Below are 18,549 nucleotides of genomic sequence, written 5' to 3' on the forward strand. Positions count from 1 at the left end.
GTGTGACATCGGGACGGATACATGGTGCTGGGGGAGATCCCGACGACCCGCGTGTCCGCGCGACTGCAGCAGTCGCCCGGACACCTGATTCGCGTTGCACAGCAGGTTCACACCAGGCTGTGGTCGGAACATGTCGGAGCCGATCTCACGGCTCCGCAGTTCGCCGTACTGCTGGTCCTGGCCCTGGAGCCGGGTGCCGACCAGCGGACGGTCGGCGAGCGGGCCTCGCTGGACAAGGCGACGATGGCGGAGATGGTCGCGCGGCTGGTCCGCCGCGGCCTGGTGCTGCGAAGGCGTGACCCGGCCGACGGCCGGCGCAAACTGCTCGCCCTCTCGCAGAGCGGTGCCCAGGCGGTGCGTGAGGCCACCGGCGGTGTGGTCCGCGTGCAGCGCACCCTGTTCGAGCCGCTCACCGCGGAGGAGCAGGTGGAGATCGTGCGGGTGATGGCCAAGATAGCCAGGCTGGAGCCCGCCGCGGTCGCCGTCTTCACCGACGCGCGGCCGATACTGGACGCGCAGCGGGCGATCGGATACCTGATCAGAGTGAGCCAACAGGTGCACACGAAACTCTGGTCCGAGCACGTCGGCGCGGAGCTGACGGCGCCGCAGTACGCGGTGCTGGACGCGCTGGAGCTGGAGCCGGGCGCCGACCAGCGCACGGTCGGTGAGCTGGCGTCGCTGGACAAGGCGACGATGGCCGAGATGGTGAGCAGGCTGGTGCGCCGCGGTCTGGTGCAGCGCCGGCGCGACCCCTCGGACGGCCGCCGCAACCTGCTGTCGCTGTCGCCGGCGGGGCAGGACCTGCTGCACCGCTCGGCGGCCGGAGTGGCGGAGGTACAGCGGCTGCTGCTGGCCCCGCTGGACGAGGGTGAGCACGGGCCCGCGCTGGCGCTCATCGGTAAGGCGGCGCGGTTCTAGCCGGATCCCTTTGAGCTCCAGCCAAAACGATTCGCCAACGTACGGAAGACCCGGCGTTGACGGCCTGATGCGCTGACGGCCCGATGTGCCGAGGGCCTGGCGTGCTGGGTGCTCGGCATGCCGAGGGCTCGGCGCGTCGAGGGTCTGATGTGCTGAACACGTACGGCAGTTGGCGTTGGTGAATCGCGGTACGCCGAAGACCGCCCACCCCTGGTCGGGGTGGGCGGTCTTTCGATATGACCGCTCGTCAGAGAAGTCGGACGGCAGGTGCCGTCAGTTCCAGTCGAACTCCTGCGGGTCCGGACCGATCCGCGTGCCGGTGGCGACATCGGCGATCGCGGCGAGGTCCTCGGCGTCCAGCTCGAAGCCGGCGACGTCCAGGTTCTCCCGGATGCGGGCGGGGGTGACCGACTTCGGGATCGCGATCACGCCGCTCTGCAGGTGCCAGCGGAGCACGACCTGGGCGACCGTGCGGCCGTGCTTCTCGGCGATCTTCGCCAGCGCCGGCTCGGAGAGCAGCTCCTTGCCCTGGCCCAGCGGGCTCCAGGCCTCGGTGGCGATGCCGTGCTGGGCGTGGAAGGCGCGCAGCTCGGTCTGCGGGAAGTACGGGTGCAGCTCGACCTGGTTCAGCACCGGGACGACCGAGGTCTCGTCGAGCAGTCGGGTGAGCTGCTCGGGCCCGAAGTTGGAGACGCCGACCGACTTGACCCGGCCGTCCGCGCGCAGCTGCTCGAACGCCTTCCAGACGTTCAGGTAGCTGCCGTGCATCGGGCGCGGCCAGTGGATCAGGTAGAGGTCGATGTAGTCGAGGCCGAGCTTGGCCAGCGACGCGTCGAACTCGCGCAGGACGGCGTCGCGGCCCTGCTCGCCGGTCCAGTCGCGGGTGCCCGAGTTCCACAGCTTGGTGGTGATGTAGAGGTCCTCGCGGGCCACACCGCCGGCCAGTGCCTCGGCGATCGCCTGGCCGGTGCCGGCCTCGTTCTCGTAGATGGCGGCGGTGTCGATGGAGCGGTAGCCCGCCTCGATCGCGTTGCGGACGGCGGCCGTGGCCTCGTCGTCCGGGACCTGCCACACGCCGAAGCCGAGCTGCGGGATCTGCGCGCCGTCGTTCAGGGTGACGCTGGGGATGTTGCTCACGGGAAGGGGTGCCCTCCTGGTTGTCCGTGTGATTCCAGAAGGGGGCAACTGGCGCCCGGGCGGGATTGTTCCCGCCGTTCGGGGGAATCTTGCGGGGGGTCGGCGGCCCTCCCGGGCGGGGATCGGTGGCCGGGTGTCGAAAAAACCTGTTGCGCGGATCACATCGGGGTTGGCAGGCTCGCGGCCATGACCTCCTGAGATACCGGCCGTTCGTGCCCTCCCCGTCCCGTCCGGCAGTCCGTCAGCCTGGCCGTCCCGTCGGGCCGTCCGGCCCGACGCCCCGGACGCGTCGGCGGCGCCGGATCGAGCCGCCGCGCGCGGTACCCGCCGCCTTTCGAGTGAGCCGGGTCCGCCGCGCCGCCCGGGCCTGCGCCTCATGGCCGTCTCCCCTTCGCATCATCCGCACCCTCCCGCACCCTCCCGCACCCTCCCGCACCCTCCCGCATCGGAGTGTCATGCCGCTCACCCCCCTGCCGCTGGCCGACCCCGGCAGTCCTGATCTCTCCTCACCCCTGGCCTTCCTGCGCTGGCTGCAGCGCGGCCAACGGCGCGGGCAGGTGGTCGCCACCTGCTGGGCGCTGCTGGAGATGGGCGGCCAGGCGGCGCTGCCGATACCGCTCGGGTGGGGCGTGCAGGCCGCCGTCGACGGCGAGGCCGCCGGGATCTGGCGGGCCGGCGCCCTCGCGGTGGCGCTCGCCGCGCTGGCCGCGCTCGGTGCCGTGATGCTGCACCGCCAGGCCGTCTGGAACTGGATCCACGCCGCTTGCCACGTGCGGCAGTTGGTGGCCCAACAGGCCTCGCGGCTGGGTGCCGGGCTGTCCCGCCGGATCGCCACCGGGGAAGTCGTCGCGGTCGGCAGCGGGGACGTCGAACGGATCGGCTGGTACGTCGAACTCGTCGCCCGGGTCCGGGCCGCGGTGATCGTCTGGCTGGCCGTGAGCGTGGCCGTGCTGGTGGTCGAACCGGTGCTCGGGATCGGGGTGCTGCTCGGCGTCCCGGTGCTGGCGGCCGCCGTCTGGCCGCTGATCGGGCCGTTCGAGCGCCGGTACGAGCAGCAGCGCACGCTCGGCGGCAAGGCCACCGAGCTGGCCGCCGACACGGTGGCCGGGCTGCGGGTGCTGCGCGGCATCGGCGGCGAGGAGCTCTTCCTGGAGCGGTACCGGGTGGCCTCCCAGAAGGTCCGGGCCGCGGCCGTCCGTTCGGCCCGGCTGTGGTCGCTGATGCAGGCCCAACAGGTGCTGCTGCCGGGCCTGTTCGTGGTCGGGGTCACCTGGTACGGCGCCCGGCAGGCGGCCGCCGGCGAGCTCGCCGTCGGCACCCTGATCGCCGTGTACGGCGCCACCGCGTTCCTCGCGGCGCCGCTGCGGATCCTGGGCGAGGCCGCGCACGCCTGGAGCGTCGCCCGGGTCTCCGCCGGGCGCGCCGTCCGGGTGCTCTCACTCGAACGGACCAATGGCGTGGCCGAGGCCTCGCTGACCCGGCCCGGGCACGCCGACCTGTTCGACCCGGCGACCGGGCTGACCGCGCGGGCCGGCGAGCTGACCGCGGTCGTCTGCGGGGACCCGGACTTCGCCGGGGCGCTCGCCGAGCGGCTCGGTGGGCACGTCCCGGTGGCCGAGGGCGAGCAGGAACAGCCCTCCGTCCGGCTCGGCGGGACCGAACTGGACACGGTGCCGCTGGCCGAGGCCAGGGCGGCGGTGCTGGTGCACGACAAGGAGCCGGTGCTGCTCTCCGGCACCCTGGCCGGGCTGTTCGACATCCCGTCCTCGGGGCGGGTCTCGGTGGCCGAGGCGCTGGCCGCCGCCCGGTCCGACGACGTGCTGGAGGCCCTGGTGGACGGCTCACCGAGCTGCGGAGGCGACGCGATGCGCGCCCGGATCACCGAGCGCGGGCGCTCGCTGTCCGGCGGGCAGCGCCAGCGGCTCGCGCTGGCCCGTGCGCTGGTGGCCGACCCGCCCGTCCTCGTGCTGGACGAGCCGACCAGCGCGGTGGACGCCCACACCGAGTCGAGGATCGCGACCGGGTTGCGGGACACCCGGGCCGGGCGCACCACCGTGGTGTTCGCGACCAGCCCGCTGCTGCTCGACCAGGCGGACCGGGTGGTGCTGCTGCGCGAGGGCCGGGCGGCCGTCGCGGGGCGGCACCGCGACCTGATGCGGACCGAGCCCGCCTACCGGGCCGTGGTCACCCGCGACGAGGAGCCGGCGCCGGTGGGGGAGGCCGTATGAGCGGCCGAAGGGGCGCGCGCGGTGTCCGCCCTGCCCGTCCCGCCCGTCCTGCCTGTCCTGCCTGTCTTTCCACGCAGCTGAGGAGCACGTCATGAAGCCCCCCGTCCATCAGGAGCAGGGGCCGACCACCACCCTGCCGGTCGGCTCCCCGGCCGCCGTGCGCGCGTACCTGCGCCTGCTCGCCCGGCGCCACCGCGCAGGGTTCTCCTCGGTGGTGGCACTGCACTCGGTGGCCACCGTGGCCGGGCTGGTCGGGCCCTGGGTGCTCGGCAGCCTGGTCGAGTCGCTGGCGACCGGCACCGCCGAGGGCGCCATCGCGGTCGCGGTCGGCTGGTACCTGCTGGCGCTGGTGGTGCAGTCCGCCTTCACCGGCTGGTCCCGGATGCGCGGAGCGGTCCTCGGCGAACGGGTGCTGGCCGACCTGCGTGAGGACTTCCTGGTCCGCTCGGTCGCGCTGCCCACCGGAGTGCTGGAGCGGGCCGGCACCGGGGACCTGGTCTCCCGGGGCACCACCGACGTCGACCGGCTGGACAAGTCGGTGCGCGAGGCGGTGCCCGAACTCGCCGTCGCCGTCGTGTCGTTGCTGCTGGTGATCGGCGCCCTGCTGGTCACCTCGCCGCTGCTCGCGCTCACCTCGCTGATCGGGCTGCCGCTGCTGCTGGTCAGCTCCCGCTGGTACTTCCGGCGCGCGCCGGAGTCCTACCGCAACGAGTCGTCCGGGTACGCCGCGGTGAACACCGTGCTGGCCGAGACGGTGGACGCCGGGCGGACGGTCGAGACGCTGCGCCTGGGCGACCAGCGGATCGGGCTGACGGACCGCAAGCTGCGCGAATGGCTCGCCTGGGAGCGCTACACCCTGTGGCTGCGCTCGGTCTGGTTCCCGACCATCGACGCGGTCTACTCCTCGGCGGTGCTGGCCACCCTGGTGCTCGGCGGGCTGTTCACCCTCCAGGGCTGGATCACCGTCGGCCAGTTGACCACCGGGGTGCTCTACGCGCAGATGCTGACCGGCCCGGTCGACCTGATCCTGCGCTGGTACGACGAGCTGCAGATCGGCCAGGCCTCGCTGGCCCGGCTGGTCGGCGTCCGTGAGGTGCCCGAGCACGAGGGCGACGAGAGCGCCAGCCCGGACGGCCGCCGGGTCGAGGCCCGGGAGGTCCGGTTCGGCTACCGCGAGGGCGCGGACGTCCTGCACGGCATCAGCCTGGACGTCGCGCCGGGCAGCCGGGTCGCGCTGGTCGGGCCGTCCGGCGCGGGCAAGTCCACGCTGGGGCGGCTGCTGGCCGGGATCTACGCCCCCGGGCGCGGCAGCGTGACGCTCGGCGGCGCGGCGTTGGCGCGGATGCCGGCCGAGCGGGTGCGGGCCGAGGTCGCCCTGGTGAACCAGGAGCACCACGTGTTCGTCGGCACCCTGCGGGACAACCTGCGGCTGGCGGCGCCGATGGCGGAGGACACCGAACTGCGGTCCGCGCTGGACGCGGTGGACGCCGGCGGCTGGGTGGACGCGCTGCCGCACGGCCTCGACACCGAGGTCGGCTCCGGCGGCACCGTGCTCACCCCGCCGCAGGCCCAGCAACTGGCCCTGGCCCGCCTGGTGCTGGCCGACCCGCACACCCTGGTGCTGGACGAGGCCACCTCGTTGCTGGATCCGCGCGCCGCCCGGCACCTGGAGCGCTCGCTCGCCCGGGTGCTGGAGGGCCGCACGGTGATCGCCATCGCCCACCGGCTGCACACCGCGCACGACGCGGACGTGATCGCGGTGGTCGAGGGCGGGCGGATCAGCGAGTACGGCAGCCACCCGGAGCTGGTGGCGGCCGGCGGCCCGTACGCGGCGCTCTGGCGCTCCTGGCGGGACGAGCGGTAGCGGGCCGGTGCCGTCCGGGCCTGCCCAGGTCTATCGGGCAGGGATCGGCCGGGCGGACCTCAGAGGGGCGGGCTCCAAACCCGCACGGGGTCGGATTGCCCCGTGCGGGTTACTCCCTGACCCGTAAGGGCGCGTAACCGGGCAAATCGGCGCCCCGGCCCGCAGACTGCTCCGGTGACCAAGATTTCGGACGGCTCGGCCGGCTCCAAACGCAGCGAGATCGGTGGGATCCCCACCCGGTACATCGGGATCGGCGTCCTCGGCGTCCTCGCCGTGTGGTTCCTGTTCGCGAACCTCGACGAGGTGAAGATCCAGTTCTGGGTCTTCACCGTCACCGCGCCGCTCTGGATCGCACTGCTGGCCACGCTGCTCGCCGGCGGTGCGCTGGGCTGGCTGCTGAAGGGGCGACGCGGCCGGTGACCAGCGCTCCCGGGCCGGCCCAGGCAGGGCCCGCGGCCTTCACACCGCTGATCGAGGTGCGCGGTGTCAACAAGCACTTCGGCGACCTGCACGTCCTGCAGGACATCGAACTGACCGTCGGCCGCGGCGAGGTCGTCGTGGTCATCGGGCCCTCCGGCTCCGGCAAGTCCACGCTGTGCCGGGCGATCAACCGACTGGAGCCGATCGAGGACGGCACCATCCTGATCGACGGCGAGCCGCTGCCCGAGGAGGGCAAGGGGCTGGCCCGGCTGCGCGCCGAGGTCGGCATGGTGTTCCAGTCCTTCAACCTGTTCGCGCACAAGACCGTGCTGCAGAACGTCTCGCTCGCGCAGATCAAGGTCCGCGGCCGGCCGCGGGCGGAGGCGGACACCAAGTCCCGCGCACTGCTGGAGCGGGTCGGGCTGGCGGCGCAGGCCGACAAGTACCCGGCCCAGCTCTCCGGCGGCCAGCAGCAGCGGGTGGCGATCGCCCGGGCGCTGGCGATGGACCCGAAGGCGCTGCTGTTCGACGAGCCCACCTCGGCGCTCGACCCCGAGATGATCAACGAGGTGCTGGACGTCATGCGCCAGCTCGCGCGCGAGGGCATGACGATGGTCGTGGTCACCCACGAGATGGGCTTCGCCCGGGCCTCCGCCAACCGGGTGGTCTTCATGGCCGACGGCCGGATCGTCGAGGACCGCGCCCCGGAGGACTTCTTCAGCGCCCCGGAGAGCGAGCGCGCCCGGGACTTCCTGTCCAAGATCCTGAAGCACTGAGGCGGCGCCGTGACGAGGAAGACCACGCCCGCCGCCCCGGGCCGGACGCTGCTCGCCGCCGTCCTGCTGCTCGCCGCGCTGGCCGCCGGCTGCGGCAAGGCCGGCACCCCGCCGCCCAAGGGCCCGCAAGCGAGCGCGCTGCCCAGCTACCAGGTACGGGACGCCGCCTCGATCACCGGCTCGCCGACCCTGGACGCCGCCCGGAGCCGGGGCTACCTGGTGGTCGGCGCCAAGGAGGACCAGCCGTACCTGGGCGAGAAGAACCCGGCCACCGGCGAGTACTCCGGCTTCGACATCGAGATCGCCAAGATGGTCGGCGCCGACCTCGGCTTCGGGCCGGACCGGATCCAGTTCAAGACCATCGCCTCGGCCAACCGCGAGACCGCGCTGCAGAACGGTCAGGTGGACTTCTACGTCGGCACCTACACCATCAACGACAACCGGAAGAAGCTGGTCGGCTTCGCCGGGCCCTACTTCATCGCCGGGCAGTCGCTGCTGGTGCGCAAGAACAACACCAGCATCCACGGCCCGCAGGACCTGGACGGCAAGAAGGTCTGCTCGGCGGCCGGCTCGACGCCGTACCAGCGCATCCGGTCGCAGTACCCGAAGGCGCGCCTGATCGGCTACGACACCTACTCGGCCTGCGTGGACAACCTGATCACCGGCCAGGTCGACGCCGTCACCACGGACAACGCGATCCTGCTGGGCTACGCGGCCAAGGCGCCGGACGAGCTCAAGGTGGTCGGCCCGCTGTTCTCCCAGGAGCCGTACGGGATCGGGACGCCGAAGAACGACACCGTGCTGCGGTACGCGATCGACGACGCGCTGGCGCGGAACGAGCAGAACGGCGACTGGAAGAAGGCCTACGAGGCGACCCTCGGCCTCTCGGGGGAGCCCGCACCGACGCCGCCGCCGATCGACCGGTACTGAGAGGGCCGCGCCGTGAAAACGCTGACCGACAACTGGTCGACCTACTGGGACGGCTTCCTCGGCACGCTCGCGCTCTTCGCGGTGAGCGCCGTGCTGTCGCTGGTGCTGGGGGTGCTGATCGCGGGCTTCAGGGTCTCGCCCGTCCGGCCGCTACGGGCGTTCGGGACGGCGTGGGTGACGCTGCTGCGCAACACGCCGCTGACCCTGCTGTTCTTCATCGTGGTGCTGGGCCTGCCGCGCTTCGACATCACGCTGCCGTTCTTCACCTTCGCGGTGGCCGCGCTTGGCTGCTACACCTCGGCCTTCGTCTGCGAGTCGATGCGCTCCGGCATCAACACCGTGCCGGCGGGGCAGGGCGAGGCGGCGCGCAGCCTGGGCATGAGCTTCGGGCAGACGATGAGCGTGGTGGTGCTGCCGCAGGCGTACCGGTCGGTGGTCGCGCCGATCGGCAGTGTGATGATCGCGCTGGCGAAGAACACGGCGATCGCCGGCTCGTTCAGCGTCACCGAACTGCTCGGCACCTACCGGACCATCAACGAGCTCGGCTACAGCATCATCTGGACCTTCGTCTGGATCGCCGTCGGCTACCTGATCATCACCCTGGCCATCAGCGCCGTCTTCAACCTGCTGGAACGACGAGTGGCGGTGTCGCGATGACCGTTCAAGCCTCGGCGCTGTACGACGTCCCCGGTCCGAAGGCGCTCGCCCGGCACCGGCTGTACGGGGGGATCGCGCTGCTGCTGATCGCGGCGCTGATCGGCTGGATCGTCTACATGCTGTTCCACACCCACCAGTTCACGTACCAGAAGTGGATGCCCTTCGAGTACCGGGGCGTCCAGGACCTGCTGCTGCGCGGGCTCGGCAACACCCTGAAGGCCTTCGGCTGGACGGTGCTGTTCGCGCTGCCGTTCGGCGCGCTGTTCGCGGCCGGCCGGCTGTCCGACCACCGGGTGGTGCGCTGGCTCTCCACGCTGGTGGTGGAGTTCTTCCGGGCCATGCCGCTGCTGGTGATGATCTTCTTCGTCTTCGTGGCGCTCAAGGTGCAGCCGCTGTGGGCGCTGGTGACCGGGCTGGTGCTGTACAACGGCTCGGTGCTGGCCGAGGTCTTCCGGGCCGGCGTGCTCGCGGTGCCCAAGGGACAGCGCGAGGCGGCCTACGCGCTCGGCATGCGCAAGACCCAGGTGATGACGTACGTGCTGGTGCCGCAGGCCAACCGGGCGATGCTGCCGGCCATCATCAGCCAGCTGGTGGTCGCGCTCAAGGACACCTCGCTCGGCTTCCTGATCACGTACGAGGAGTTCCTGCACGCGGGCAAGCTGATCGCCACCAACCTCGACTACGACCTGCCCTTCATCCCGGTGGTGATCGTGATCGCGCCGATCTACATCGGCATGTGCCTGCTGCTCTCCTGGCTCGCCCGCTGGGTGGAGCGCCGCAGCCGGCGCAGCCCGAGCGTGCGGGGCGGGGCGCCGGTGGTCGAGGCCGGGGTGGCGATGGGGCTGCCGCCGTCCGCGCAGCAGTGAGAAGGCTGGTTCGATCCTGAACCATAGGTGCGGATGGGGATGGGGCCGGTACCTCAAATTTCCTCTTATGATTGCGGAGGCTGGACGACGACGACCGGGTGGAGGGGCAATGGAGCCGGTGTTCGACTCGCGGCACATCAGGACGTTCCACGAGGTCGTGAGGGCCGGCTCCTACTCGGCCGCCGCCCGCGAACTCGGCTACACCCAGCCCGCCATCACCCAGCAGATGAAGGCGCTCGAACGCACCGTCGGCGTCGCGCTGTTCACCCGGGCCGGGCGCGGACTGCGGCTCACCGAGGCCGGCGAGGCGCTGTCCCGGCACGCCGAAGTGATCCTCGGCAGCCTCTCCGCCGCCCAGCAGCAGCTCGCCGCGCTCGCCCGGCTGCGCGCCGGGCGGGTCCGGGTCTGCGCCTTCCCCAGCGCCAACGCCACCCTGATACCCGAGGCGATGGCCCGGCTGCTCGCCGAACACCCCGGTGTGCGGGTCGAACTGCTGGAGGCCGAGCCGCCGGACTCCGTCCAGCGACTGCTGCGCGGGGAGTGCGACATCGCGCTGGCCTTCCGCTACCCGGGCGCCGCGACCGAGGTGCCGGACGGGCTGGACGAGATCCCGCTGATGGAGGACCTGCTCACCGTGCTGCTGCCCGTCGGGCACCCGCTCGGCCGCCGGCACGCCGTGCGGCTCTCCGACCTCGACGGCGAGCGCTGGATCGCCGGGTGTCCGCGCTGCCGGGCCAATCTGCTGCACGTCTGTGCGGAGGAGGGCTTCGCGCCGGACATCGTGTTCTCGACGGACGACAACCTCGCGGTACAGAGCCTGGTCGCCGCCGGGGTCGGGATCGCGCTGATGCCCGCGCTGGTGCTCTCCTTCATGTGCCACCGCAAGGTCACCGGGCGGGCCGTCGAGCCGCACCTGCGCCGGCAGGTGAGCGCGTACGTGCTGAGCGAGCACCGGCGGATCCCGGCCACCGGGCTGGTGCTGGACCACCTGCGGCAGGCGGCGGCGAGCCGGGTCGGGTGCTGAGGGGCCGGTGCGGCGGATGGCCGGGGGCTCCGGTGGGTGGCTGCGGGTGCTGCGGCTGAGTGCGGTCGATTCATAAGCTGGATTTGGGGGAGGTCTTAAGAACCATCGTTGGACGTGATAGGTGTATGCGTCCGAACCTGCTGGCATGACACCCTCAGCCACGGTCGGCAGCGACCGACTCACCGAGCGGATGGCCGCCCTGATCGGCGAGATCCGTGCCGTCGTGGACCGCGGACTGCCCCCGGAACTCACCGCCTACCTGGTCGGCGAACGCCTCGCGCCGCACCTGCACGCCGACCCCGACGGGCCTGACGCGCTGCTCACCCCCGCCCAGTGCGAGGGCGACCCGCAGCGCTACCGCCAGCACGTCCTGCACGCCGAGGAGGACGGCAGCTTCTCCGTCGTCGCCCTGGTCTGGCTGCCCGGCCAGCAGACCCCGATCCACGACCACGTCTCCTGGTGCGTGGCCGGTGTCCACCGCGGCCAGGAGAGCGAGACCCGCTACCGGCTGGTCTCCGACGGCCGCACCGCCCGGCTGGTCGAGACCGAGCACGTGGCCGGCCCGGCCGGCACCGTCGCCGCCTTCGCCCCGCCCGGCGACATCCACCTGGTGCGCAACGCCTGTAGCAGCACCGCCATCTCCATCCACGTGTACGGCGCGGACGTCTCGCGGCTCGGCACCAGCATCCGGCGGGTCTACCGGCTGCCCGCCGACCAGCAGCAGTGAGGGCGGCGTGGCACTGACCCTCCGGGAGCGCGCCACGCGCACCCGCTCACTGCCCCCGCTCGGCGGGGACGCCCCCGGCCTGCTGCTCGCCGCCGCCGGGGTGGCCGCCGCGATCGGCGTCCACGCGGCCGTGCCCGCCGTGCCCAAGCTCACCGCCGCCGTCGTGCTCGGCATGGCGGCCGCGCACCTGCCCGGGCTGCGCCCGGTGGTACGCGGGGTGGCACGGCCCGGGCTGTCCACGGCCGGCAAGCGGCTGATGCGGCTCGGGATCGTCCTGCTCGGGCTCAAACTCAGCCTGGACGACGTGCTCGGCCTCGGCTGGGCCACCGTCGCCATGGTGCTCGCGGTGGTCGCGGCCACCTTCGCCGGCACGCTCTGGCTGGGCCGTCGGCTCGGCCTGCCCGGGGACCAGCCGCTGCTGGTCGCCACCGGGTACTCGATCTGCGGGGCCTCGGCGATCGGTGCGGTCAGCCAGGCGGCCGGCAGCGAGGAGGAGGACGTCGCCTCCTCGGTCGCGCTGGTCACCCTGTGCGGGACGCTCGCGATCGCCGTACTGCCGCTGCTCCAGCACCCGCTCGGGCTCGGCGAGGTGGAGTTCGGGCGGTGGGTCGGCGCGAGCGTGCACGACGTCGGGCAGGTGGTCGCCACCGCGCAGACCGGCGGGACGGGCGCGCTGCGCGAGGCCGTCCTGGTCAAGCTGATGCGGGTGGTGCTGCTGGCGCCGCTGGTCGCCGGGGTGGCGGTCGGGGTGCGGCGCAGGGCGCGGTGGGACGGGGGGAACGCCGCCGGGCCGGACACGGCGGACACCGGTGGCTCCCAGAGCACGGTCAAGATCGGCCGTCGCCCGCCGATCGTCCCGCTGTTCGTGGCGGGGTTCCTCGCGATGATCGTCCTGCGGACCACCGGGGTGCTGCCGGAGCGGGCGCTCACGCTCGCCGGGGACGCCCAGGAACTGCTGCTGGCCGCCGCGCTGTTCGGCCTCGGCAGCGCCGTGCACCTGCCCACCATGGTCCGCACCGGCGGGCGGCTCGCCCTGCTCGGGCTCGGCTCCTGGGTCGTCGTCGCGGGCGTCTCGTACGCGGGGGTGCTGGTCACGATGTGACGGGCGCGGGGGCGGACTCGGCTATTGTCGGGCGGGTACTCGTCCGCCGGGACGGCTCCTGCCCCCGAGTCCGCTGAGGAACACGCATGTCCACCGCACTGCCCGAACGGGACGCTCACGAGGCCGTCGTCACGCTCGACCGGCGGGACGGCCCGTTCGGCGAGGTGGTCCTGCGCCAGCGTGGTCGGCACTTCGAGATCATCGCCAACGGGTGTTTTCTGATGGACACCGCCGACGGCCGCTCCGAACGCCTGCTGATCCAGGCGGCGTTGGACGAGCTGGACCGTACCGGCAGCCCCGTCGGGCGACCCTCGGTGCTGATCGGGGGCCTCGGCGTCGGCTTCTCGCTGGCGTACGCGGTGGCCGAGCCGCGCTGGGGGCGGATCGCCATCGTCGAGCGCGAGGGCGCCATCATCGACTGGCACCGGAACGGGCCGCTCGGCGCCTTCTCCGACGGCGCGCTGGAGGACGAGCGGGTCCGGATCCTCCACACCGACCTGCTGGAGTACCTGGCGGCGGCCGACGGCGAGCGCTACCACGCGCTGTGCCTGGACATCGACAACGGCCCGGACTGGACCGTGACCGACTCCAACGCCGGGTTGTACGGCGCCGACGGGCTCGCCGTGCTCTGGCAGCGGCTTCAGCCGCGCGGGGTGCTGGCGGTGTGGAGCGCGCAGCCCTCCGCGGAGTTCGAGGAGGCGCTGCGTGCGGCGGGCTTCTCGGGCGTCGTCACGCACGAGATCCCGGTCAGCCGGGGTGTGCCGGACGTGGTCCACCTGGCGCGGCGCGCGGGCTGATTGCGCGAGGGGCGCGCCAACTGGCCTGCCGCGCCTGGCCGTTGTCTGTGGCTCTTTGGCACGCGGCTCCTGTTGTCGCCAACTCGTGATGGCTCTGCGCCAGTTGGCCGGGTGGGCCGGGCGGCTGTTGGTCTCGGCGTGGGTGGTGTACTGGTGCGGTGCTGTGGCGCCTGGGGTGCGGGCGAGGATGGAGCACCTGGACGGTGACGACCGCGATCGGCTGATGGCGGACCCGGAGCGGTTCCCGATGTTCAACGTGATGAACCGGGCGCCGGAGATCGACCTGGGCCTGGACGCGCTGTTCGAGTTCGGGATGGCGCGGATGCTGGACGGGGCCGGCGCGGTGATCGAGCGGCGGGGCGCGGGTGGGGCGGGGCGTGCGGGGTGACGGCGGGGGCGGACCGACGGCTGACAACTGACAGATAACAGAATCTGAAATCTGTTATCTGTCAGCTGTTATCTGTTCGCCGTCGGTTGTTCGCCGCCGTCTGCCCGCCAGGGCGCGGCTCAGCCGAAGGGGCTGGTCTCCGGGCCCGAATCCGTCGCCGCTTCTTCCTCCGGGTCGGCACCCGGGGCGGACGGGAGGCTTTCCGGGGCGAAGGGGTTGAAGTCAGGCGGGGGCACCATGACCGGCGTGCCCTTCCGCGGGGCGTCCTCCGTGGAGGCGGCCGGCGCGGGCACGACCGGCGGGGTGGAGGGCGGCGGCGGGACGGCCGGGCCCTGCGCCGCGAGCGTGGTGCCGAACGGGTCCGGCTTGTCCGCCGTCACCGTGCCGAACGGGTCGGCGGCCGGGGTGGCCGGGTCGGTGCCCGGGGCGGACGGGAGGCTTTCCGGGGCGAAGGGGTTGAAGTCAGGCGGGGGCACCATGACCGGCGTGCCCTTCCGCGGGGCCCCGGCCTCCGGCTCGGCGTCGACCGCCGCCTCCGCGACCGACGCGGACGGACGGAAGTCCGCGGGCGGGACGTCCTCCGGCGCGCCGTGCAGGTTCACCGGCACCTCCTCCGGCTGCTCCGGCGTCTTCTCGACGGGAGCGGCAGCGGTGGTCACCGGCACGGCCACCGGCACGGCGCCGGCAGCCTCCCCGTCCCAGCCGAACTGGACGCTCTTCAGCAGCTCCGCGAACGCCTGCGTGTACAGCTCCCAGTCCTCCGGCTGCGCCGTGGACAGCTGGACGCAGAGCACGGTGGCGCCGTCCGGCAGCGGGACGAAGGCCTCGACCGCCGAGGTGACCACCCAGCGCCGCTGCCCGTCGGCGGACAGCGGTCCGGGCACCGGGACGGTCCGCCCCTCGACCAGGACGGCGGCCGGCCCGGCCGGCAGCAGGACCGTCCACACCTCGGCGTGCCGCCGGACGGTGGCCAGTTCGGTGGCGAGCGCGGTGATCGGCAGCGGGTGCCGGGCGAGCGAGACGACGAGGGCGGCGTCGGAGGCCCGGCCGTCCACGTCCAGGGCGCAGACGCCCGCGTAGACCGCGCCGGCGTCGTGGACCAGGTCGGCGAGGGTGGCGGAGATGACCGCGAAGTCGCGGCGCGGTTCCGGCCCGGTGCCGCTGAACAGTTCCTCGGCGACCTCGGCCAGATGTCCCGTCAGTTCCTCGGCGGCCGCGGCGGTGGCCGGGCCGACGCCGTCCGCCCCGCGCGCCGGAGCGGGCACCGTGCGGGCGCAGACCCCGGCCGGACCGCCCGGGGAGGTCAGCGGGTGGAAGCCGGGCGGGACCACCAGCCGGACCTCGGCGCCCGCGCCGGTGGCCAGTTCGACCGGATGGCGGGTGTGCTGCCCGGCGGCCAGCGCGGCCAGTGCCGGGGCGAACGGCGGGCGCAGCTTGGGGTCGGCGAACTCGCCGGTGACCGGCAGTTGGAACAGCGCGGCCGAGGTGGTGCCCCGGTCGGCGATCGCGCCGCGCACCGCCCCGCCGCCGTAGCGGGCCTGCAGGGCGGCGGTCACCCGGTCGGCGACCCGGGCGCCGGTGCCGGGGCGGGCCGTGCCGGCGGTGATCACCGTGCCGAGCCGGTCCACGGCCGAGTGCACCGGGCCGTTGGGCGCCAGCGGAAGGCCGAACAGCGCCTCGGCGGCGGGGTGTTCGGCCGGTCGCAGGGCGCTGAGCGAAGCTGCCGGGTGGCGGGAGGTGCGCTCGTCGAAGAGGGCGTCGGTGAGCGTGCCGAGGGTCGCACAGACCTGCTCCGCCGCTGCGAAGGGGTTGGCCTCCGCGCTGAACTGGACGTCCTGGGTCAACTGATGAGCCCCCCGCTCTGCTGCGTCTGCGGTCGCTGGTTCGGGTGGGTCCGCGCGCGCCCGTGGTGGCGGGCCGTCGGATCCCTGCTCATTCCTATCAGAGCCCGGTGTCGGGGCCGAACCGGCGGATCACTCGGCGCCGGCCTCGGCCGGTTCCTCCGTGGCCTGCGGGGACGATTCGCCGACCGCCGCGACGGCGAGCGCGGTGACCGCCTCGGTGATCCCGGGGACGGCGAACAGCCCGGCGAGGTCCCGCACCAGGCGCCCGGTTGGGCCGTCCGGTCGCTCGTCCGCGAAGAAGGAACCGAGTTCGGCGGCGAGCGCGGGCTCCCGGGCGGCGGTGAGGGTGAGGGCGGCGACGAACTCCTGCACCAGGTGCAACTGCAGTTCCTCCAGCGGCACCGAGCGCTCGGCCAGCCACTCCAGCGAGGTGATCTCGGCGTTGGCGATCCAGGCCCGGACGGTCAGCCGCAGCCCGGGGCTCGGCGAGGGGAACGCGAGGTGGGAGAGGATCTGGTCGTGGGCGGCCCGGCGCACCTCGTCGATCACCGCCGAGGTGCCCGCGCTGGCCGCCACCGAGCCGCCGCGCAGCAGCGCCGCGAAGCCGGGCCCGTGGCTCTGCACGAAGTCCAGGTAGCGGCCCATCACCCGGTACAGCCGCTCGGACAGCGGCCCGTCGGCGGGCTCCTCGAACCGCGCCGAGAGCTCCCGCCCGGCCCGTCGCAGCGACTCCTCGTACAGCGCCTGCTTGCCGGGGAAGTAGTGGTACACCAGCGGCCGGGAGGCGCCCGCGGCGGCGGCGATGTCGTCGATCGACACCTCCTCCGGTGGGCGCCGGCTGAACAGCTCCAGCGCGACGGCGATCAGCTGCTCGCGCCGCTCGTCCACACTGAGCCGCCGGCGCGGCCGCTCACCCGCCGCGGCCCGGTCCGGGGCCTGGCCCGCCGCCCGGTCCGGTGCGGGGTTCCGGGCAGCGCGGGCGGTCGTCGGCGACGGCGTACGGGAGGCCATGCGCGCCACCCTATCCGGCGCCTGCCACGGGGCCTATGAGGCGTGGAGGTCCAGGTAGCGGCGGTAGGCCTCGCGGCCGTCGGGGACGAAGTCGTCGCGGGTGAGGCGGTCGGCGAGTTCGGCGGGGGTGAGCCAGGCGTGCCAGGCGACCTCGGACTCCTGCGGCGAGACCGGGCCGTCCCACCGGGCCTCGTACATGTCGCACCACCAGGAGAGCCGGTCCTGCTGGAAGAGGAACTTGAACAGCGGGCGCGGCGCGATCCCGTGCACGCCGAGTTCCTCCTCGGCCTCGCGGACGGCGGCCGCGGCGTACGTCTCGCCGGAGCCGACCACGCCGCCGACGAACATGTCGTACGCGCCGGGGGCGAACAGCTTGGTGTCGGTGCGGCGGTGGACGAAGATCCGCCCGGCCGGGTCGCGGACCAGGATGAAGACGCACCGGTGGGTGAGCCCCCGTCGGTACACCTCCCCGCGCACCGCGGTCCCGATCACCCGGTCGTGCTCGTCGACGACGTCCAGCAGCTCTTCGGCAGGGTTGGTCATGACCGACAGGTTAGGGTTTCCGGGCCCGCTTCGAACGCGGGCGCGAACGGACGAGCGGAACCGACAGGCTGAGGGCGGCACGCGGTGGTGGAGATCTGGGGCGAGACGGCCGAGGGGTTCGAGCCCGTACGGGAGGCCTTCGCGCGGAACTTCCACGAGTACGGCGAACTGGGCGCGGCCTTCGCGCTGTACGTGCGCGGCCGCAAGGTGGTCGACCTGTGGGGCGGCGACGCCCGGCCCGAGGTCGGCGGACGACCCGCGCCGGCGGTGCCGTGGACGGCGGACACCGCCCAGGTGCTGCGCTCGGTCACCAAGGGCCTGACCGCGACCACCGCGCTGCTGCTGGCCGAGCGCGGCCTGCTCGACCTGGACGCGCCGGTGGCCTCGTACTGGCCCGAGTTCGCGGCGGCGGGCAAGGGCGGGGTGCCGGTGCGCTGGCTGCTGTCGCACCAGGCCGGGGTGCCCGCGCTGGACGTGCCGCTGCGCCTGGAGGACGTGCTGACCTGGGAGCGCGCGGCGGCGGCGGTGGCCGCGCAGGCGCCCGCCTGGGAGCCCGGCACGGCGCACGGCTACCACCCGTACACCTTCGGCTGGTTGGTCGGTGAGGTGGTGCGGCGGGTGAGCGGGCGCACGGTCGGCCAGTTCTTCGCCGAGGAGGTCGCCCGGCCGCTCGGACTGGACCTGTGGATAGGGCTGCCGGCCGGTGCCGCGCCGCGGGTCGGCCGGCTGGTCGACCTGCCCGCCCCGGAGGCGGCCCGGACCGGGCCGAGCGGGCTGCGGCTGCGGCCCAAGCAGTCCGTCCGGGAGGCCTACCAGGACCCGACCTCGCTGACGGCGCGCTCCTTCGCCTCGGTCCGCCCCGGGGTGGACCTCAACGACCCGGCGGTGCAGGCTGCCGAGATCCCCGGCGCGGGCGGCATCGGTACGGCCCGCTCGCTGGCCCGGTTCTACGCGGCGCTGATCGGCGCCGCCGACCGTCCGGACGGCTCCGGAGCCCTGCTGCCGCCGCTGCTCGGGCCCGAGGTGCTGACCCGCGCGGTCGGGCCGGCGGTGCACGGGCCGGACCGGGTGCTGATCGTCAATTCCACCTTCGGCCTGGGTTTCTGGCGGCACGGCCCGACCGCGCCGATGGCCTCCCCGGCGAGCTTCGGCCACCCGGGCCGGGGCGGCTCGCTGGGCTTCGCCGACCCGGAGCTCGGGCTGGGCTTCGGCTACGTCACCAACGGCATGCAGCCGGGCGTCACCGGCGATATCCGCTCGCGCAACCTGATCCGCGCGGTGCGGGGGTGCCTGGGGCTCTCCGCCTGAGGGCAGGCC

The 18,549-nt window shown here is 73.5% G+C and carries 18 protein-coding genes; 14 read left to right on the forward strand and 4 right to left on the reverse strand.

Annotated elements, in window-relative coordinates:
- Positions 1–21: 21 nt before the first annotated feature.
- Positions 22–918, forward strand: coding sequence for a MarR family winged helix-turn-helix transcriptional regulator (locus tag ACIOJE_RS10695; protein ID WP_280679648.1), 897 nt, complete (start codon positions 22–24; stop codon positions 916–918).
- A gap of 273 nt (positions 919–1,191) precedes the next feature.
- Here the strand turns inward: ACIOJE_RS10695 and ACIOJE_RS10700 are convergent, their stop codons facing one another.
- The gene (locus tag ACIOJE_RS10700; RefSeq protein ID WP_400775040.1) at positions 1,192–2,055 is read right to left on the reverse strand and encodes an aldo/keto reductase; all 864 of its coding nucleotides are present in this window, start codon (positions 2,053–2,055) and stop codon (positions 1,192–1,194) included.
- Between the two features lie 455 nt (positions 2,056–2,510).
- Here ACIOJE_RS10700 and ACIOJE_RS10705 point away from each other — a divergent pair, with 455 nt between their 5' ends.
- The 12 genes from ACIOJE_RS10705 to ACIOJE_RS10760 all read left to right on the forward strand — a co-directional run bounded on the left by ACIOJE_RS10705 (position 2,511) and on the right by ACIOJE_RS10760 (position 13,834).
- Positions 2,511–4,283: an ABC transporter transmembrane domain-containing protein gene (locus ACIOJE_RS10705; protein WP_400775043.1), complete on the forward strand. Its 1,773-nt coding sequence runs from the start codon at positions 2,511–2,513 to the stop codon at positions 4,281–4,283.
- A gap of 91 nt (positions 4,284–4,374) precedes the next feature.
- Positions 4,375–6,147 carry an ABC transporter ATP-binding protein gene (locus ACIOJE_RS10710; RefSeq protein WP_400775046.1) on the forward strand — a complete coding sequence of 591 codons (1,773 nt, stop codon included), beginning with the start codon at positions 4,375–4,377 and terminating at the stop codon, positions 6,145–6,147.
- A gap of 174 nt (positions 6,148–6,321) precedes the next feature.
- Positions 6,322–6,567, forward strand: coding sequence for a LapA family protein (locus ACIOJE_RS10715; RefSeq protein WP_400775048.1), 246 nt, complete (start codon positions 6,322–6,324; stop codon positions 6,565–6,567).
- A gap of 47 nt (positions 6,568–6,614) precedes the next feature.
- The gene (locus ACIOJE_RS10720) at positions 6,615–7,343 is read left to right on the forward strand and encodes an amino acid ABC transporter ATP-binding protein (RefSeq protein ID WP_280679762.1); all 729 of its coding nucleotides are present in this window, start codon (positions 6,615–6,617) and stop codon (positions 7,341–7,343) included.
- 9 nt (positions 7,344–7,352) lie between these two features.
- Positions 7,353–8,273 (forward strand): glutamate ABC transporter substrate-binding protein, encoded by a 921-nt coding sequence (locus tag ACIOJE_RS10725; RefSeq protein ID WP_400775051.1) that lies wholly within the window; start codon positions 7,353–7,355, stop codon positions 8,271–8,273.
- A gap of 12 nt (positions 8,274–8,285) precedes the next feature.
- Positions 8,286–8,930, forward strand: a complete 645-nt coding sequence (locus tag ACIOJE_RS10730; protein WP_400775054.1) for an amino acid ABC transporter permease — start codon at positions 8,286–8,288, stop codon at positions 8,928–8,930.
- Positions 8,927–9,796 (forward strand): amino acid ABC transporter permease, encoded by an 870-nt coding sequence (locus ACIOJE_RS10735; RefSeq protein ID WP_400775056.1) that lies wholly within the window; start codon positions 8,927–8,929, stop codon positions 9,794–9,796. Before ACIOJE_RS10730 ends, ACIOJE_RS10735 begins: the two co-directional genes overlap by 4 nt.
- 118 nt (positions 9,797–9,914) lie before the next feature.
- Positions 9,915–10,820: a LysR family transcriptional regulator gene (locus tag ACIOJE_RS10740; protein ID WP_280679764.1), complete on the forward strand. Its 906-nt coding sequence runs from the start codon at positions 9,915–9,917 to the stop codon at positions 10,818–10,820.
- Positions 10,821–10,965: 145 nt separating this feature from the next.
- Positions 10,966–11,547, forward strand: a complete 582-nt coding sequence (locus ACIOJE_RS10745; protein WP_280679663.1) for a cysteine dioxygenase family protein — start codon at positions 10,966–10,968, stop codon at positions 11,545–11,547.
- 13 nt (positions 11,548–11,560) lie between these two features.
- Positions 11,561–12,649, forward strand: coding sequence for a YeiH family protein (locus ACIOJE_RS10750; RefSeq protein ID WP_400775141.1), 1,089 nt, complete (start codon positions 11,561–11,563; stop codon positions 12,647–12,649).
- A gap of 86 nt (positions 12,650–12,735) precedes the next feature.
- Complete coding sequence (locus ACIOJE_RS10755) at positions 12,736–13,446, forward strand: spermidine synthase (RefSeq protein WP_400775059.1); 711 nt, start codon at positions 12,736–12,738, stop codon at positions 13,444–13,446.
- 187 nt (positions 13,447–13,633) lie between these two features.
- Complete coding sequence (locus ACIOJE_RS10760; protein WP_400775061.1) at positions 13,634–13,834, forward strand: hypothetical protein; 201 nt, start codon at positions 13,634–13,636, stop codon at positions 13,832–13,834.
- A gap of 119 nt (positions 13,835–13,953) precedes the next feature.
- On the opposite strand, the gene ACIOJE_RS10765 is transcribed toward ACIOJE_RS10760, so the two are convergent.
- The 3 genes from ACIOJE_RS10765 to ACIOJE_RS10775 all read right to left on the reverse strand — a co-directional run bounded on the left by ACIOJE_RS10765 (position 13,954) and on the right by ACIOJE_RS10775 (position 17,232).
- A complete protein-coding gene (locus ACIOJE_RS10765; RefSeq protein WP_400775064.1) occupies positions 13,954–15,678 on the reverse strand; it encodes a hypothetical protein in 1,725 nt (574 codons plus the stop codon).
- A gap of 129 nt (positions 15,679–15,807) precedes the next feature.
- Positions 15,808–16,689, reverse strand: a complete 882-nt coding sequence (locus ACIOJE_RS10770) for a TetR/AcrR family transcriptional regulator (RefSeq protein ID WP_400775065.1) — start codon at positions 16,687–16,689, stop codon at positions 15,808–15,810.
- 33 nt (positions 16,690–16,722) lie between these two features.
- Positions 16,723–17,232 carry an NUDIX hydrolase gene (locus tag ACIOJE_RS10775; RefSeq protein ID WP_280679673.1) on the reverse strand — a complete coding sequence of 170 codons (510 nt, stop codon included), beginning with the start codon at positions 17,230–17,232 and terminating at the stop codon, positions 16,723–16,725.
- An 84-nt stretch (positions 17,233–17,316) separates the two neighbouring features.
- Here ACIOJE_RS10775 and ACIOJE_RS10780 point away from each other — a divergent pair, with 84 nt between their 5' ends.
- Positions 17,317–18,540: a serine hydrolase domain-containing protein gene (locus ACIOJE_RS10780; protein ID WP_280679675.1), complete on the forward strand. Its 1,224-nt coding sequence runs from the start codon at positions 17,317–17,319 to the stop codon at positions 18,538–18,540.
- The last annotated feature ends 9 nt before the right edge of the window (positions 18,541–18,549 follow it).

Origin of the sequence: Kitasatospora sp. NPDC087861, assembly GCF_044742585.1 — a bacterium.
In the GTDB taxonomy this organism is placed as follows: Bacteria; Actinomycetota; Actinomycetes; order Streptomycetales; family Streptomycetaceae; genus Kitasatospora.

Coding starts and splice junctions, on each gene's coding strand:
- ACIOJE_RS10710 (WP_400775046.1), top strand. CDS start 4,375: ATGAAGCCCCCCGTCCATCAGGAGCAGGGGCCGACCACCACCCTGCCG.
- ACIOJE_RS10775 (WP_280679673.1), bottom strand. CDS start 17,232: ATGACCAACCCTGCCGAAGAGCTGCTGGACGTCGTCGACGAGCACGAC.
- ACIOJE_RS10695 (WP_280679648.1), top strand. CDS start 22: ATGGTGCTGGGGGAGATCCCGACGACCCGCGTGTCCGCGCGACTGCAG.
- ACIOJE_RS10755 (WP_400775059.1), top strand. CDS start 12,736: ATGTCCACCGCACTGCCCGAACGGGACGCTCACGAGGCCGTCGTCACG.
- ACIOJE_RS10705 (WP_400775043.1), top strand. CDS start 2,511: ATGCCGCTCACCCCCCTGCCGCTGGCCGACCCCGGCAGTCCTGATCTC.
- ACIOJE_RS10770 (WP_400775065.1), bottom strand. CDS start 16,689: ATGGCCTCCCGTACGCCGTCGCCGACGACCGCCCGCGCTGCCCGGAAC.
- ACIOJE_RS10745 (WP_280679663.1), top strand. CDS start 10,966: ATGACACCCTCAGCCACGGTCGGCAGCGACCGACTCACCGAGCGGATG.
- ACIOJE_RS10760 (WP_400775061.1), top strand. CDS start 13,634: ATGGAGCACCTGGACGGTGACGACCGCGATCGGCTGATGGCGGACCCG.
- ACIOJE_RS10735 (WP_400775056.1), top strand. CDS start 8,927: ATGACCGTTCAAGCCTCGGCGCTGTACGACGTCCCCGGTCCGAAGGCG.